Below are 13,796 nucleotides of genomic sequence, written 5' to 3'. Positions count from 1 at the left end.
GCTTTCGCGTTTCCGGGGGTCGGGGAATTTGTGCAGACGATCATGCCTGTGGTGAAGTTAGGTCCACCTAAGTTGGACCGCTCCTGGAGGAGACGACCCCCATGATCCGAGTGACCCGCCTCGCCCTCGTCGGCGCCCTGCTCCCGATGACCCTCGCCGCCTGCAGCCCGACGGAGGAGCAGGCTCCCGCCTCCGAGGACACGGCCACCGAGGCCACCGACGCCGCGGACGACAGCGCCGACGAGGCCGCCCCCGAGAGCGACGGCACCCTCACCCTCTACTCCGGCCGCAACGAGGAGCTCGTCCAGCCGGTGCTGGATGACTTCACCAGCGAGACCGGCATCGAGGTGGAGGTCCGGTATGCCGACACCGCCGCGATGGCGGCCCAGCTCCTGGAGGAGGGAGAGAACTCCCCCGCCGACGCCTTCCTGGCCCAGGACGCCGGGGCCCTGGGCGCCGTCTCCGCGGAGGGACTGCTCGAGGAGCTCCCGCCGGAGACCCTCGACCTGGTGGCGGACACCTACCAGTCGGCGGACGGCACGTGGGTCGGGCTCACCGGACGCTCCCGGGTCCTGGCCTACAACACCGGGGCCGTCCCCGAGGACGAGCTGCCCGCCTCGGTCCAGGAGCTGACCGGCCCGGAGTGGACCGGCCGCGTGGGCGTGGCCCCCACCAACGCCAGCTTCCAGTCCTTCGTCACCGCGATGCGGGTGCTCGAGGGGGAGGACGCCGCGGCCACCTGGCTCGAGGGCCTCGCCGCCAACGACCCGCAGATCCGGGAGCGCAACGGCGAGATCGTCGCCGACGTCGACTCCGGCGCGATCGACGTCGGCCTGGTCAACCACTACTACGTCTACGAGCTGGCCGAAGAGCAGGGCGTGGCTCCCGAGGAGCTGGACGTCGCCCTGCACTTCTTCCCCGACGGCGACACCGGCGCCCTGGTCAACATCTCCGGCCTCGGCCTCGTGGGCGAGCAGCCGGACACCGACGCGCAGACGCTCGTCGACTACCTGCTCTCCGACGCCGGGCAGACCTACTTCGTCGAGCAGACCTCGGAGTACCCCATGATCGAGGGCCTCGAGGGCCCGGCCGGCCTCCCGGCGCTCGAGGAGCTCGAGACCCCGGACATCGACCTCAACGACCTCGAGGACCTCCAGACGACGATCGGGATGATCACCGAGGCGGGCCTGCTCTGACCGGCCGCCGAGCCCACCCGGCGCTCACCGCCGTGGCCCTCGCGGCCACGGCGGTGGCGCTGCTCCCGCTGGGCTACCTGCTCCTGCGCACGGCGGAGGGCGGCCTGCCCGCCTGGTGGGAGACGGTCGCCACCGAGCGGGTGGCCCGGCTCGCCACCACCTCACTGCTGCTCGCCCTGGTCGTCACGCTGGCCTGCCTGGTCATCGGCGTCGGCAGCGCCTGGCTCGTCACCCGGTCCGACACCCCCGGCCGCGCGCCGCTGGCGGTGCTGCTGGCGCTGCCCCTGGCCGTGCCCAGCTATGTCGCCGCCTTCACCTGGGTGTCGGTCTCCGACCTGTGGTCCGGCGACCCCGGCGCCCGGTTCGAGGGGTTCGGCGCTGCAGCCCTGGTGCTCACCCTCTACACCTACCCCTACGTCTACCTCCCCGTCGCCGCCGCGCTGGCCCGGGTCGACGCCAGCCAGGAGGAGGTGGCACGGTCGCTGGGCTGCGGTCCCTGGCGCACCCTGACCACCGTCACCCTCCCCCAGGTCCGCCCCGCGATCGCCGGCGGTGGCCTGCTCGCCGCGCTCTACGTCCTGGCCGACTTCGGGGCCGTCTCGATCCTGCGCCTTGACACCTTCACCCGCGCCATCTTCACCGCGCTCAGCTCGGGCTTCAACCGCTCCATGGCGCTGACCCTGGCCACCGTCCTGGTGCTGCTGACCCTGGCCATCCTCGGGGGCGAGGGCCGCACCCGGCGGGCCGGCGCCCGCTTCTCCACGGCCGCGGTCAGCCGCCCCGCGCCTGCCCTGGACCTCGGACCCTGGCGCTTCGTCGGCACCGGCGTCCTGACCCTGGTCGTCATCACCGCCCTCGGCGTCCCGGCCCTCTCGCTCGCCCGCTGGATCGCCGCCGGCTCGTCCGCGGGCCAGGCGTGGGACCGGATCGGCGGCGCCGCGTGGGGCTCGCTCAGCGCCTCGCTGCTCGGGGCGCTGCTCACCGTCGCCCTCGCGCTGCCGGTGGGCCTCCTGGCCGCCCGCCACCCCGGGCGCCTGAGCGCGCTGCTGGAGCGGGCGGCATACCTCGCCCACGCCCTGCCCGGGGTCGTCGTCGGGCTCTCCCTCGTCTTCTTCGGCGTGACCGTGGCGCTGCCGCTCTACCAGACCACGTGGCTGCTCGCGCTGGCCTACGCCTCCCTCTTCCTCCCGCTCGCCGTCGCCGCCGTGGCCTCGGCCGCCGCGCAGGCGCCCCCGTCGCTGGAGGAGGCGGCGCAGTCCCTCGGCACCTCTCCCGCCCGCGTCTTCACCCGGGTCACCCTTCCGCTCACCCTGCCCGGGATCGGGGCGGGCGCCGCGCTCGTCTTCCTCACCGCGATGAAGGAGCTGCCGGCCACGCTGCTGCTGCGCCCCACGGGGATGGAGACGCTGGCCACCCGGCTGTGGAGCGCGACCGGCATCGGCCGGTACGCCGAGGCCGCACCCTACGCACTGCTCCTCGTCGCGCTGGCCGCCCTCCCCACCTGGGTGGTGGTGCGCCGGACCGGCATCGTGCCGGCCGACGCCACCGGTCCCCGCCCCGCGCGGGGGGTCCCCCGCCCGGCCGACCCGGCTCCCACCGAACCGGCCGTGTCACCATGACCCAGACCCCCCGCGCGCCCGCAGCCGACCAGGAAGGACCGTCGATGCCCGTGACCGCCGACGCCCCGCGGGCCTCCCGCACCTCGGCCGGCACGCACGCCGTCGAGGTGATCGGCGTCGGCAAGTCCTTCGGCCCGGTCCGCGCGCTCGACCACGTCGACCTGCACCTCGACGACGGGGAGTTCCTCGCCGTCCTCGGGCCGTCCGGGTGCGGCAAGACCACCCTGCTGCGGTGTCTGGCCGGCTTCGAGCGGATCGACGAGGGTCGCCTCGCCGTGCACGGTCGCGCGGTGGCGCTGCCCGGCATCCACCTACCCCCGCACCGCCGACAGGTCGCCGTCGTGCCGCAGGAGGGTGCCCTCTTCCCGCACCTCTCGGTCGCCGACAACGTCGGCTTCGGCCTGCCCCGGCGTTCCCCCCGGACGCAGCGGTCCCGGCGCGTCGAGGAGTGCCTCGAGCTCGTCGGGCTGACCGGGCTCGGCCGGCGCATGCCGCACGAGCTCTCCGGCGGCCAGCAGCAGCGGGTCGCCCTCGCCCGGGCGCTGGCACCGCGTCCACCGCTGGTACTGCTGGACGAGCCCTTCAGCGCCCTCGACGCCTCGCTGCGGGTGGAGCTGCGCCGCGACGTCCGCGACGCCCTGCACGCCGACGGCGCGACGGCGATCCTCGTCACCCACGACCAGGGCGAGGCGCTGTCGATGGCCGACCAGGTCGCGGTGATGCGCGAGGGGAGGGTCCATCAGGTGGCCACCCCCGAGGACGTCTACGCCGCCCCGGTCGACGCCTGGGTCGCCTCCTTCGTCGGGGAGGCCGACCTCTTCCCCGTGCCCGACGCGGGCGCCGAGGGCCTCGTCGAGACCCCGCTGGGCCGGGTCGAGGTCACCGGCGGCGTCGACGACGCCACGCACGTCCTCGTCCGCCCCGAGCAGGTCGTGCTGGGCGGGCACGGCATACCCGCCCAGGTCCGGACCGTCGACTTCCACGGTCACGACGCGCTAGTCACCCTCGCCCTCGACGACGGCACCCTCGTGCACTCGCGCAGCGGCGCCCACCCGCCGGCCGTGGGCACCCGCGTGGGCCTGCGCGTCCAGGGGGCGTGCCGTGCCGTCCCCGGAGGCCTGCCCGGACCCGCACCCGCCCCGACGCAATGAGCGGTACCCCTCGGGCGACCCGCTCGACGCAGCGGGTCGGCCGGCTCAAGGCGCTGGCCACCTCCCCCCGCACGCTCCGGCTCGGCATGAACCTGTGGCCCCCGTTCCTCTGCGCCGGCATCCGGATCGAGCGGATGGACGAGGACCTGCGGCACGTGCGGGTGCGCCTCCGGCACACCCCGCTCACCAGCAACTACGTGGGGACCCTCTTCGGCGGCTCGCTCTTCGCGATGACCGACCCGTTCTGGATGATCATGGTGCTGCGGGGACTGGGTCCGGGATATGTCGTGTGGGACCAGGCCGCGGAGATCACCTTCGTCGCCCCCGGACGCGGCGCCGCGAGCGCGAGCTTCACGCTCGAGGAACAGGTGCTGGAGGAGCTGCGGACGGCGACAGCCGACGGGGCGCCGGCCCGGCGCTGGTTCGCCACCGACGTCGTGGCCGACGACGGCACAGTGCTGGCCCGCGTGCGCAAGCAGCTCTACGTCCGCCGGACCTGACGCCGGACCTACCGCGCGTCCGGTGCGACGGGGTGACCCAGGGCGTGCCGGACGAGGGCGTGCAGCGCCCGCAGGCCGTCCCGGGACAGGACCGACTCGGCGTGGCCCTGGATCGTGGCCACCCCGTCCCCGCGCAGACCGACGACCGCGTCGTCCGGCACGTGCACCGCCACCTCGAGCGACCGCCCCAGGAGGCTCGCCGGGCCCGGCCGGGCGACGAAGGTGTTGTAGAAACCGATCCGGTGCACCTCTCCCCACAGGTCGACCGGGAGCTGGACCCCCTGGTTCGGGGAGCGCAGCTTGGTGATCTGCAGGCCCGCCATCGCGGCGAGCACCTGGTGCGACAGACAGACCGCCAGCACCGGCAGCTCCGCCTCGACCCGGTCCGCGATGAGCTGGCGCAGCCGCACGATCCGCGGGTCCGCGGCGTCCGTCGGGTCACCCGGACCGGGGCCGTAGAGCACCAGGTCGACCCCCTGGGCCCCACCGGCATCCCGCCGGCCGGTGACGTCGGCCCGGGTGACGTCCTCCCAGCGCCGCACCTCGGGCACCATGCCCAGGTGGCGCACCATGTGGGCGAGCATCTGCGTCCAGGTGTCCTCGGCGTCGACGACGAGCACGCGGCGCCCCAGCAGGTCGGGGTCGGGGCGTGCCCCCTGGGGGCTGAGCCAGAAGGGCGCGAGGGTGTCGTTGCGGGCGGCCAGGTCCTCGGCGACACCGGGGAGCGAGCCGAGGTCCACGGCATACCCGAGGTGGCGGCGCGGCCGCAGCCCGAGCGCGGCGAGGACCCCGCGCGCCTTCGCCGAGGTCTCGGCGCACTCGGACACCGGGTCGCTGTGCCGCACCAGCGTCGCGCCCGCGCTGACCGACACGGTGCCGTCGCCGCGCACGTGCGCCGTGCGGATGAGGATGGGCGCGTCCAGCGTCTCCCCGCCCTCGTCGTCCTCCTCCAGCAGGGCGAGCACCCCGGAGTAGTAGCCGCGGCCGGTCGGTTCGTGCCGGGCGATGACGGTGCAGGCGTTCTCCATCGGCGAGCCGGTGACGGTGGGGGCGAACATCGTCGTGCGGAGCACGTCCCGGACGTCCCGGTCGCTGCGCCCGTCCAGGAGGTACTCGGTGTGCGTGAGGTGGGCCATCTGCTTGAGGTAGGGCCCGGTGATCCGCCCGCCGTCGGAGCAGATCTGGGCCATCATCTTCATCTCCTCGTCGACCACCATGAAGAGCTCCTCGGTCTCCTTGGTGTCCTTGACGAAGGCGCGGAACTCAGGCTCCACCTCCGCCTCGTCGACGGGGTGCCGGAAGGTGCCGGAGATGGGGTTCATCCAGACCCGGCCGTCCTTGACGCTGACGTGCCGCTCCGGCGTCGCGCCGACCAGGGTGTGCCCGGGGGTGTGCACCGCGAAGGTCCAGTAGGCGCCGCGCTCGTCGACGAGCAGCGAGCGCAGCCAGGTGAGGGCGGCGACGGCGTGGTCGCCCTCGCAGTGGGCGAGGACGTCGCGGCGGATGACGAAGTTGGCTCCCTCGCCCTCGCCGATCTCCTCCTCGACGACCCGCCCGACGGTCCGGGCGTAGTCGGCGTCCTCGACGCTGAAGTGCTCCCCGGTCAGCGGCACCGGGCGCTCGGGCAAGGCCGCCACCAGCTCCTGCAGGCCGACGCGCGCGGTGCGGGTCGGCTGCAGCACGCGCAGCGGCGTGTCGTCCTGACGGGCGTCGAAACCCCGCTCGGCGATCTGCCGGAAGGGCACCATGGCCAGCACGGGCACGCCCCCGCGCGGGCGGGGGATCTGGCTGAGCAGCTCGAGGTCGGTCACCTCCCCGACCAGCACGTCGACCTCGTCCTGCCCCTCGCGCCACAGGATCGCCCACGCCTGCCCGGAGGGGTCGGCCAGGATCTCGTCCAGCAGGCGTGAGGGCATGGGCGGAAGTCTGTCATGCACCGCGAGGCGGGCGGCGCCGTGGCGGAGGGCTTGAGGGCCACCCGCCGACCGACCCGGCAATTTGGTGAGGGTACCCTTGCCTAATACGCGTCTGAAGGAGATCCATGTACGGCACGGTCGTGCGCACCGAGCAGCTCACCCCCCACCTGGTCCGCGTCGTCCTCGGCGGCGAGGGGCTCGACGACTTCGCCGAACCCACCTTCGCGGACTCCTACGTCAACATGTTCTTCCTCCCCCCGGAGGCCGGCTACCAACCGCCGTTCGACACCGAGACGGTCCGCGACCTGCCCCGGCACCGGCGCCCCTACCCGCGGCGCATCAGTGTCCGCTCCTGGGAGCCCCGCCGGCGCGAGCTCGCCGTGGACATCGCGGTGCACGGCGAGGTGGGGTATGCCGGTCGCTGGGCCCGGCACGCCGCCCCGGGAGACCGGGTCCAGCTGCGCGGACCGGCGGGCGACTTCTCGCCGCCGACCTCGGCCGAGGCATACCTCCTGGTCGGTGACGAGAGCGCGCTGCCGGCGGTCGCCGCCTGCCTCGAGGCCGTCCCCGCCGGCCGCCCCGCGCTGGCCCTCCTCGAGGTCGACGGACCCGACGACGAGCTGGCCCTGGACTCCCCGGGTGACCTCCGCGTCGTCTACCTCCACCGCGACGGGCACCCGGTTCCCACCGGGTTGCTCGTCGACGCCCTCGCCGCCACCCCCCTCCCCCCGGGGCGGCTCAGCGCCTTCGTCCACGGCGAGGCCGAGTCGATCCGGGCGGTGCGACGTCACCTGCTCGAGCGCTCGCTCGTCGACCCGGCGCTGCTCTCCTGCTCGCCCTACTGGCGCCGAGGCTCCACGGACGAGGAGTGGCGCTCGGTCAAGGCGGACTGGGTGCGCGCCATGCAGGCGGACACCGCCTGACCTCGGGTCGTCCCGGAGCATCCGTCGGCCCGTCACCGGGCCGACACCTGGTCGACACCTGCGGCTGCCAGGCTCGCGGTATGTCCGTGACCGCGCCCGCCGCCGTGTCGGCCGTCGTCGACGAGCTCGTGACGGTGTTCGAGGGGGTCTTCACCAGGGCGGAGGTCGCCTTCGTGGTCGAGGACAGCTGGCAGGACCTGCAGTCGCACTCCCGCACCCCGCACTTCCTCACCGCCCTGCTGCGCAAGGACGCCCGGGACCGGCTGACCCAGATGGCGCACTACCGGGGGCTGCGCTGAGCCGCGTCACCCGTTCGACGGCCAGCGTCCGCCCGCGCGTCACCCGGACGTCATACCCCGGCCCCCGCAGCAGTGCTTGGCTGGCCCCATGGCGCACGCAGACCCGCACGAGATCGACATGCTCCACCGTGCCCTCGTGGGCAAGTACGACGGCACCCTGTCCTCGCAGGACATCGGCGAGGCGATCGACCGGGCCCGCGGAGAGCTGGAGCGGGAGGCCCGCATCGATGAGTTCCTCACCGTCTTCGTCCAGCGCCGGGCCGAGGAGCTGCTCGCCGAGCGGGCACGAGAGCGCGGCATCGACCTCGCCCACGTCACCCAGGTGCTCTTCGTCGACGACGCCAACACCGGTCGCAGCCACGTCGCCGCCGTCATCGCCAACGGCCGCGGCGAGGGCTTGATCCGGGCGCGGTCCGGGGGCGTCGTCCCCGGCGAGCAGATCCGGCCCGAGATCCAGGACCTGCTCCGAGACCAGGGGTTCGACCCGGACGAGTTCACCGTGACCCCGATGACCGGCAAGCTCGTGCTCACCTCCGACCTCGTCGTCACGATGGGGCTCAGCGAGGAGGAGAAGGTGCAGATGCCCACCCACGGGCTGCACCAGGTCGACTGGGACGACCTCACCTCGCTCGAGGGGCGCTCGGACCTCGATGTCGCCTTCGAGGAGATCGAGGCCCGGGTGTCCGAGCTGGTCGACGCGCTCCTGGAGAAGGACCTGGCCGAGCGTGAGGCCGACCCGGAGGTCGAGGAGGAGCTGCGCCGGGTGATCGGTGAGCTGCACGACCCCGAGCGCGGCTGAGCCCGGCCGAGCGGGACCGGCGAGCACCGGTGGCCGTCCCCTGGTGCGTCGGGCCGGCCGCCGGTGCCTCGCACCCGGTCAGTGGGTCACGGCCCCCTCGGAGGCCGACCGGACGAGCGCGACGTACTTCGACAGCACGCCGCGACGGGCACGCTGGGGCGGCTCGGGAGCCGACCACGCGGCACGCCGTCGCTCCAGCTCGGCCACCTCGACCCCCAGGTCGAGGTGGCCGTTCGCCACGTCGAGGGTGATGGGGTCGCCGTCCTGGACCAGGGCGATCGGGCCCCCCTCGGTCGCCTCGGGGGCGATGTGCCCGACGCACAGCCCGGTGGTGCCGCCGGAGAACCGCCCGTCGGTGACGAGCAGCACGTCCTTGCCGAGCCCAGCACCCTTGATCGCTCCGGTGATCGCGAGCATCTCGCGCATCCCCGGTCCACCCCGGGGACCCTCGTAGCGGATGACCACGACGTCGCCCGCCCCGATCGTGCCGTCCTCGAGGGCATCCATGGCGGCCCGCTCACCGTCGAAGACGCGGGCCGTGCCCTCGAAGACGTCGGAGTCGAAGCCGGCGGACTTCACCACGGCCCCACCGGGCGCCAGCGTCCCGTCGAGGATGGTCAGGCCGCCGGTGGCGTGGATGGGGTTGTCCATCGCCCGCAGCACGGTCCCGTCCAGGGGCGGCGCGCCGAGGTCGGCGAGGTTCTCCGCCATGGTCCGCCCGGTCACCGTCAGCACGTCGCCGTGCAGCAGCCCGGCGTCGAGCAACGCCTGCATCACGACGGGTATGCCGCCGATCCGGTCGACGTCGACCATGACGTGCTGCCCGAAGGGCTTGACGTCGGCCAGGTGGGGAACCTTCGCCCCGATCCGGCGGAAGTCGTCCAGGCTCAGCTCGACCTCCGCCTCGTTGGCGATGGCGAGCAGGTGCAGCACCGCGTTGGTCGAGCCCCCGAAGGCCATCGTCACCGCGATGGCGTTCTCGAAGGCCTCCCGGGTGAGGATCTGCCGGGCGGTGATGCCCTGGCGCAGCATCCCCACGACGGCCTCGCCGCTGCGCCGGGCGAAGCCGTCCCGGCGCCGGTCGGTCGCCGGCGGCGCCGCGGAGCCGGGCAGCGACATCCCGAGCGCCTCGGCCGCGGCCGCCATGGTGTTGGCGGTGTACATCCCGCCGCAGGCGCCCTCGCCCGGGCAGATCGCCCGCTCGATGGCGTCGACGTCCTCGCGCGACATGAGCCCGCGCGAGCACGCCCCGACCGCCTCGAAGGCGTCGATGATCGTGACCTCCTTCTCCGAGCCGTCGGAGAGGCGGGCCCGACCGGGCAGGATCGACCCGGCATACACGAAGACCGACGCCAGGTCGAGACGCGCGGCGGCCATGAGCATGCCGGGCAGCGACTTGTCGCAGCCCGCGAGCAGCACCGAGCCGTCCAGCCGCTCGGCCGACATCACCGTCTCGACCGAGTCCGCGATGACCTCCCGGGAGACGAGGGAGTAGTGCATGCCCTCGTGCCCCATGGAGATGCCGTCCGAGACCGAGATCGTGCCGAACTCCAGCGGGTAGCCGGCGGCGGCGTGGACGCCGTCCTTGACCGCCTTGGCGAGCCGCTCGAGCGAGAGGTTGCACGGGGTGATCTCGTTCCAGCTGCTGGCGACGCCGATCTGCGGCTTCACCCAGTCCTCGTCGCCCATCCCGACGGCCCGGAGCATGCCGCGCGCCGCGGTCTTCTCCAGACCGTCGGTGACGTCCCGTGAGCGGGGCTTGACGTCGACCTCAGCCACGGGCGGCCGACCCCTCGACGTAGTCGCTGTCCGCCTCGTGACCCTTGACCCAGGCCATCATCCCGCGCAGCTCGCGGCCCACGTCCTCGATCGGGTGCTCGGCGCCCTTGGCGCGCAGCCGCTCGAACTCCGGCCGACCGTTGTCCTGGTCGTCGATGAAGCGCTGGGCGAAGGCGCCGTTGCGCACGTCCTCGAGGACCGCCTGCATGTTCTCCTTGACCCGGGGGTCGAGGACGCGCGGGCCGGAGACGTAGTCGCCGTACTCCGCGGTGTCCGAGACCGACCAGCGCTGCTTGGCGATGCCGCCCTCGTACATGAGGTCGACGATGAGCTTGAGCTCGTGGAGGCACTCGAAGTAGGCCACCTCGGGCTGGTAGCCGGCCTCGGTGAGGGTCTCGAAGCCGTACTGCACCAGCTGGCTCATGCCCCCGCAGAGCACGGCCTGCTCACCGAAGAGGTCGGTCTCGGTCTCCTCGGTGAAGGTCGTCTCGATGCCGCCGGCGCGCAGGCCGCCGATCGCCGAGGCGTACGACAGCGCGAGCGCCTTGGCCTCGCCCGAGGCGTCCTGCTCGACGGCGACGAGCACCGGCACGCCGCGCCCGTCGACGTACTCACGGCGGACGAGGTGCCCCGGGCCCTTGGGCGCGACCATGCACACGTCCACGCCGGCCGGGGGCTCGATGTAGCCGAACCGGATGTTGAAGCCGTGGCTGAAGAACAGCGCGTCGCCGTCCTTGAGGTTCGGCTCGATCGCGTCGCGGTAGACGAGGCGCTGCACGTGGTCGGGCACGAGCACCATGACGAGGTCGGCCTCGGCGCAGGCCTGCGCCGAGGTGAGGACCCGCAGGCCCTCGGCCTCCGCCTTGGCCCGGCTCGAGCTGCCCTCGGCCAGCCCGACGCGGACGTCGACCCCCGAGTCGCGCAGCGAGAGCGCGTGGGCGTGCCCCTGGCTGCCGTAGCCGAGCACGGCCACCTTGCGGGACTGGATCAGCGAGAGGTCGGCGTCGTCGTCGTAGTACATCGTGGCCATGGGGTAGGTGTCTCCTGGAGGTGGTGGGTGAGTGGGGGCGGAGCCCCGGTGAACCGCGAGCGCAGCGAGCCTGGTTCACCGGAACAGATGGGGTGTGCGAGCGAAGCGAGCGCCTCGCCGTTGGGGGCATGCAGGGGGCGAAGCCCCCGCACGACTAGAAGGCGGCGGCGGCCATGGCGCCGACGGGGCGCGGGCCGTTGTCGTTGATCTGCCACAGCTTGCTGCGGATGGCGTCGGCGTCCTCGAGCTCCTCGATGTGGATCACCTCGACCAGCTTGTCCAGCTGGCTGGTGACCTTGTGCAGCTGCTCGGCGTTGACGTTGACGACGATCGTCATCCGGCTGACCTTGTTGTCCTCGGTCGGGCCGACGACCAGGTGGTCGATGTTGAAGTTGCGCCGGGCGAAGAGGACCGAGACCCGGGCCAGGACGCCGGGGTTGTTCTCGACCAGGACGGACAGGGCGTGGCGGGTGCGAGCTGCGTCGCTCATGGTGGTGCCTTTCGTGGGGGGCTGCTGGGGGGTGGGCGGTCGGTAGGCGGGGGCCGGGGTGGGGAGCCCCGGGTCACGAGGAGGGTAGTCGGACAGCAGCGTCACTCGTCCTCCCCGAAGTCGGGTCGCACGTCACGCGCGTGCTGGACGTCGTCGTTGCTGGTGCCGGCGGCGACCATGGGCCAGACCATGGCGTCCTGGCTGACCCGGAAGTCCACGACCACCGGCTGGTCGTCGACCTCCATCGCCCGCTCGATGGTGGCGTCCACGTCCTCGGCCCGGTCGCAGCGCAGCCCGACGCACCCGTAGGCCGTGGCCAGCGTGGCGAAGTCCGGGACCTGCATCGAGGGCAGCTGGGAGTGGCTGAAGCGCTCGGAGTAGAACAGCGCCTGCCACTGCTTGACCATGCCGAGGGCGGCGTTGTTGATGATGGCCACCTTGATGGGGATGCCCTCGACCGAGCAGGTCGCGAGCTCCTGGTTGGTCATCTGGAAGCAGCCGTCCCCGTCGATCGCCCAGACGGTGGCCTCGGGCCTGCCGACCTTGGCTCCCATGGCGGCGGGCACGGCATACCCCATGGTCCCGAGCCCGCCGGAGTTCAGCCAGCGGCGGGGCTGGTCGTAGGTGATGAACTGGCTGGCCCACATCTGGTGCTGGCCGACGCCGGCGGCGAAGACCGTGTCCGGGCCGGAGAGGGCGCCGAGTCGCTCGATGACCAGCTGCGGGGCGAGCGCCCCGTCGGAGGGGGTGTCGTAGCCGAGCGGGTAGCGCTCCTTCCACGAGCGGCACCGCCGGACCCAGGCCTCGTGCTGCGGGGCCGCCCCGGCGGCGGTGCGCCGGGTCCACTCCGTGAGCAGCTGGCCGATGGTCCCGCGCGCGTCGCCGACGAGGCCGACCGCCGTCGGGAAGTTCTTGCCGATCTCCGCCGCGTCGATGTCGGCGTGCACGATCGTCGCGTCCGGGGCGAACGTGTGCTTGGCGCCGGTGACCCGGTCGTCGAAGCGCGCGCCCAGGCTGATGATGAGGTCGGACTTCTGCAACGTCGCGACGCCGGAGACGCTGCCGTGCATCCCGGGCATCCCCATGTGCTGGGGGTGGCTGTCGGGGAAGACGCCCCGGGCCATGAGCGTGGTGACGACGGGGAAGCCGGTGATCTCGGCGAGCTGCAGGACCTGCTCCGCGGCGTTGGCCCGCAGGCACCCGCCACCGACGTAGAGCACCGGGCGCCGGTGGGTGAGCATGAGCTCGACGGCGTCCCGGACCGCCTCGGGCGCGGGGCTGGTCGGCGTCCGGTAGCCCGGCATCGGCAGCTGCAGCAGGGTCTCGTCGGCGAGCGCGACCAGGGCGTCCTTGGTGACGTCCACCAGCACCGGGCCGGGGCGCCCCGTGGAGGCGATGTGGAAGGCCGAGGCGACGGTGGCGGCGATCTCGTCGGGGTTGGTCACGAGGAAGGAGTGCTTGGTCACCGGCATGGAGATCGACCGGATGTCGGCCTCCTGGAAGGCGTCCGAGCCCATCGCGGTGCTCGCGACGTTGCCGGTGATGGCGACCATCGGCACCGAGTCCATGTTGGCGTCGGCCAAGGACGTGACGAGGTTGGTCGCGCCCGGGCCGGACGTGGCCAGGCACACGCCCACCCTGCCGGTGGCGGCGGCATACCCCTGGGCGGCGTGACCGGCGCCCTGCTCGTGCCGCACCAGGATGTGCCGCACCTTGGCGCCGTAGAGCGCGTCGTAGAGCGGCAGCACCGCTCCCCCGGGCAGCCCGAAGACATGCTCGACACCCAGCCGCTCGAGGGTCGCGACGAGGGCCTCGGCGCCGGTGCGTCGGGTGGTGCCGGTGGACCGTCCACCGGTGTCACCGGGGGCGGTGGCGGTCGCACCGTCGGAGATGTGGGTCGCGGTCATGTGCGGGTCTTCCTGACGTCCGGGAGGGTGGGGCGGTGGCAACAAAAAACCCCTCGGCCCGGTCGGGCTGGCGAGGGGAGGACGCGTCGATGGCGAGGATCGGCCGGCGGCGCGTCCCTAGGTAATAAGTACGAGAGCGAAGAACTGCATGAGGACATACAACCCCGCCGCATGCCGCCGCGTCAAC

Annotated in this window: 12 protein-coding genes; 7 read left to right on the top strand and 5 right to left on the bottom strand. The window is 73.2% G+C overall.

Annotated elements, in window-relative coordinates; genetic code table 11:
• The first annotated feature begins 101 nt into the window (after positions 1-101).
• The 4 genes from Q0795_RS14235 to Q0795_RS14220 are packed head-to-tail and all read left to right on the top strand — an operon-like array spanning position 102 to position 4,466.
• The gene (locus Q0795_RS14235) at positions 102-1,196 is read left to right on the top strand and encodes an iron ABC transporter substrate-binding protein (RefSeq protein ID WP_298890694.1); all 1,095 of its coding nucleotides are present in this window, start codon (positions 102-104) and stop codon (positions 1,194-1,196) included.
• A gap of 32 nt (positions 1,197-1,228) precedes the next feature.
• A complete protein-coding gene (locus Q0795_RS14230; RefSeq protein WP_298890692.1) occupies positions 1,229-2,815 on the top strand; it encodes an iron ABC transporter permease in 1,587 nt (528 codons plus the stop codon).
• Positions 2,816-2,859: 44 nt separating this feature from the next.
• Positions 2,860-3,966, top strand: a complete 1,107-nt coding sequence (locus tag Q0795_RS14225) for an ABC transporter ATP-binding protein (RefSeq protein ID WP_298890690.1) — start codon at positions 2,860-2,862, stop codon at positions 3,964-3,966.
• On the top strand, positions 3,963-4,466 hold the full coding sequence (locus tag Q0795_RS14220; RefSeq protein WP_298890688.1) for a DUF4442 domain-containing protein: 504 nt from the start codon (positions 3,963-3,965) through the stop codon (positions 4,464-4,466). Before Q0795_RS14225 ends, Q0795_RS14220 begins: the two co-directional genes overlap by 4 nt.
• Positions 4,467-4,474: 8 nt before the next feature.
• On the opposite strand, the gene Q0795_RS14215 is transcribed toward Q0795_RS14220, so the two are convergent.
• On the bottom strand, positions 4,475-6,382 hold the full coding sequence (locus Q0795_RS14215; protein ID WP_298890686.1) for a chorismate-binding protein: 1,908 nt from the start codon (positions 6,380-6,382) through the stop codon (positions 4,475-4,477).
• Between the two features lie 125 nt (positions 6,383-6,507).
• Here Q0795_RS14215 and Q0795_RS14210 point away from each other — a divergent pair, with 125 nt between their 5' ends.
• The 3 genes from Q0795_RS14210 to Q0795_RS14200 all read left to right on the top strand — a co-directional run bounded on the left by Q0795_RS14210 (position 6,508) and on the right by Q0795_RS14200 (position 8,403).
• Complete coding sequence (locus Q0795_RS14210) at positions 6,508-7,305, top strand: siderophore-interacting protein (RefSeq protein ID WP_298890684.1); 798 nt, start codon at positions 6,508-6,510, stop codon at positions 7,303-7,305.
• Positions 7,306-7,385: 80 nt separating this feature from the next.
• Positions 7,386-7,604 carry a three-helix bundle dimerization domain-containing protein gene (locus Q0795_RS14205; protein ID WP_298890682.1) on the top strand — a complete coding sequence of 73 codons (219 nt, stop codon included), beginning with the start codon at positions 7,386-7,388 and terminating at the stop codon, positions 7,602-7,604.
• An 88-nt stretch (positions 7,605-7,692) separates the two neighbouring features.
• Positions 7,693-8,403, top strand: coding sequence for a three-helix bundle dimerization domain-containing protein (locus Q0795_RS14200; protein ID WP_298890680.1), 711 nt, complete (start codon positions 7,693-7,695; stop codon positions 8,401-8,403).
• A 78-nt stretch (positions 8,404-8,481) separates the two neighbouring features.
• On the opposite strand, the gene ilvD is transcribed toward Q0795_RS14200, so the two are convergent.
• From ilvD to Q0795_RS14180, 4 genes are all read right to left on the bottom strand, one after another.
• A complete protein-coding gene (gene ilvD / locus Q0795_RS14195) occupies positions 8,482-10,182 on the bottom strand; it encodes a dihydroxy-acid dehydratase (protein WP_298890679.1) in 1,701 nt (566 codons plus the stop codon).
• On the bottom strand, positions 10,175-11,212 hold the full coding sequence (ilvC, locus tag Q0795_RS14190; RefSeq protein WP_298890678.1) for a ketol-acid reductoisomerase: 1,038 nt from the start codon (positions 11,210-11,212) through the stop codon (positions 10,175-10,177). The genes ilvD and ilvC overlap by 8 nt, the downstream gene beginning before the upstream one ends.
• Positions 11,213-11,366: 154 nt before the next feature.
• Positions 11,367-11,702, bottom strand: coding sequence for an acetolactate synthase small subunit (gene ilvN, locus Q0795_RS14185; RefSeq protein WP_081480635.1), 336 nt, complete (start codon positions 11,700-11,702; stop codon positions 11,367-11,369).
• Positions 11,703-11,803: 101 nt separating this feature from the next.
• Complete coding sequence (locus Q0795_RS14180) at positions 11,804-13,609, bottom strand: acetolactate synthase large subunit (protein ID WP_298890677.1); 1,806 nt, start codon at positions 13,607-13,609, stop codon at positions 11,804-11,806.
• Positions 13,610-13,796: the final 187 nt, after the last annotated feature.

Origin of the sequence: uncultured Serinicoccus sp., assembly GCF_947487915.1 — a bacterium.
Taxonomy (GTDB): domain Bacteria; phylum Actinomycetota; class Actinomycetes; order Actinomycetales; family Dermatophilaceae; genus Ornithinicoccus.
This window is presented reverse-complemented; position numbering and strand designations above follow the sequence as displayed.

Coding starts and splice junctions, on each gene's coding strand:
- Q0795_RS14200 (WP_298890680.1), top strand. CDS start 7,693: ATGGCGCACGCAGACCCGCACGAGATCGACATGCTCCACCGTGCCCTC.
- Q0795_RS14210 (WP_298890684.1), top strand. CDS start 6,508: ATGTACGGCACGGTCGTGCGCACCGAGCAGCTCACCCCCCACCTGGTC.
- ilvN (WP_081480635.1), bottom strand. CDS start 11,702: ATGAGCGACGCAGCTCGCACCCGCCACGCCCTGTCCGTCCTGGTCGAG.
- Q0795_RS14180 (WP_298890677.1), bottom strand. CDS start 13,609: ATGACCGCGACCCACATCTCCGACGGTGCGACCGCCACCGCCCCCGGT.
- Q0795_RS14225 (WP_298890690.1), top strand. CDS start 2,860: ATGCCCGTGACCGCCGACGCCCCGCGGGCCTCCCGCACCTCGGCCGGC.
- Q0795_RS14215 (WP_298890686.1), bottom strand. CDS start 6,382: ATGCCCTCACGCCTGCTGGACGAGATCCTGGCCGACCCCTCCGGGCAG.
- ilvC (WP_298890678.1), bottom strand. CDS start 11,212: ATGGCCACGATGTACTACGACGACGACGCCGACCTCTCGCTGATCCAG.
- Q0795_RS14220 (WP_298890688.1), top strand. CDS start 3,963: ATGAGCGGTACCCCTCGGGCGACCCGCTCGACGCAGCGGGTCGGCCGG.
- Q0795_RS14205 (WP_298890682.1), top strand. CDS start 7,386: ATGTCCGTGACCGCGCCCGCCGCCGTGTCGGCCGTCGTCGACGAGCTC.
- Q0795_RS14235 (WP_298890694.1), top strand. CDS start 102: ATGATCCGAGTGACCCGCCTCGCCCTCGTCGGCGCCCTGCTCCCGATG.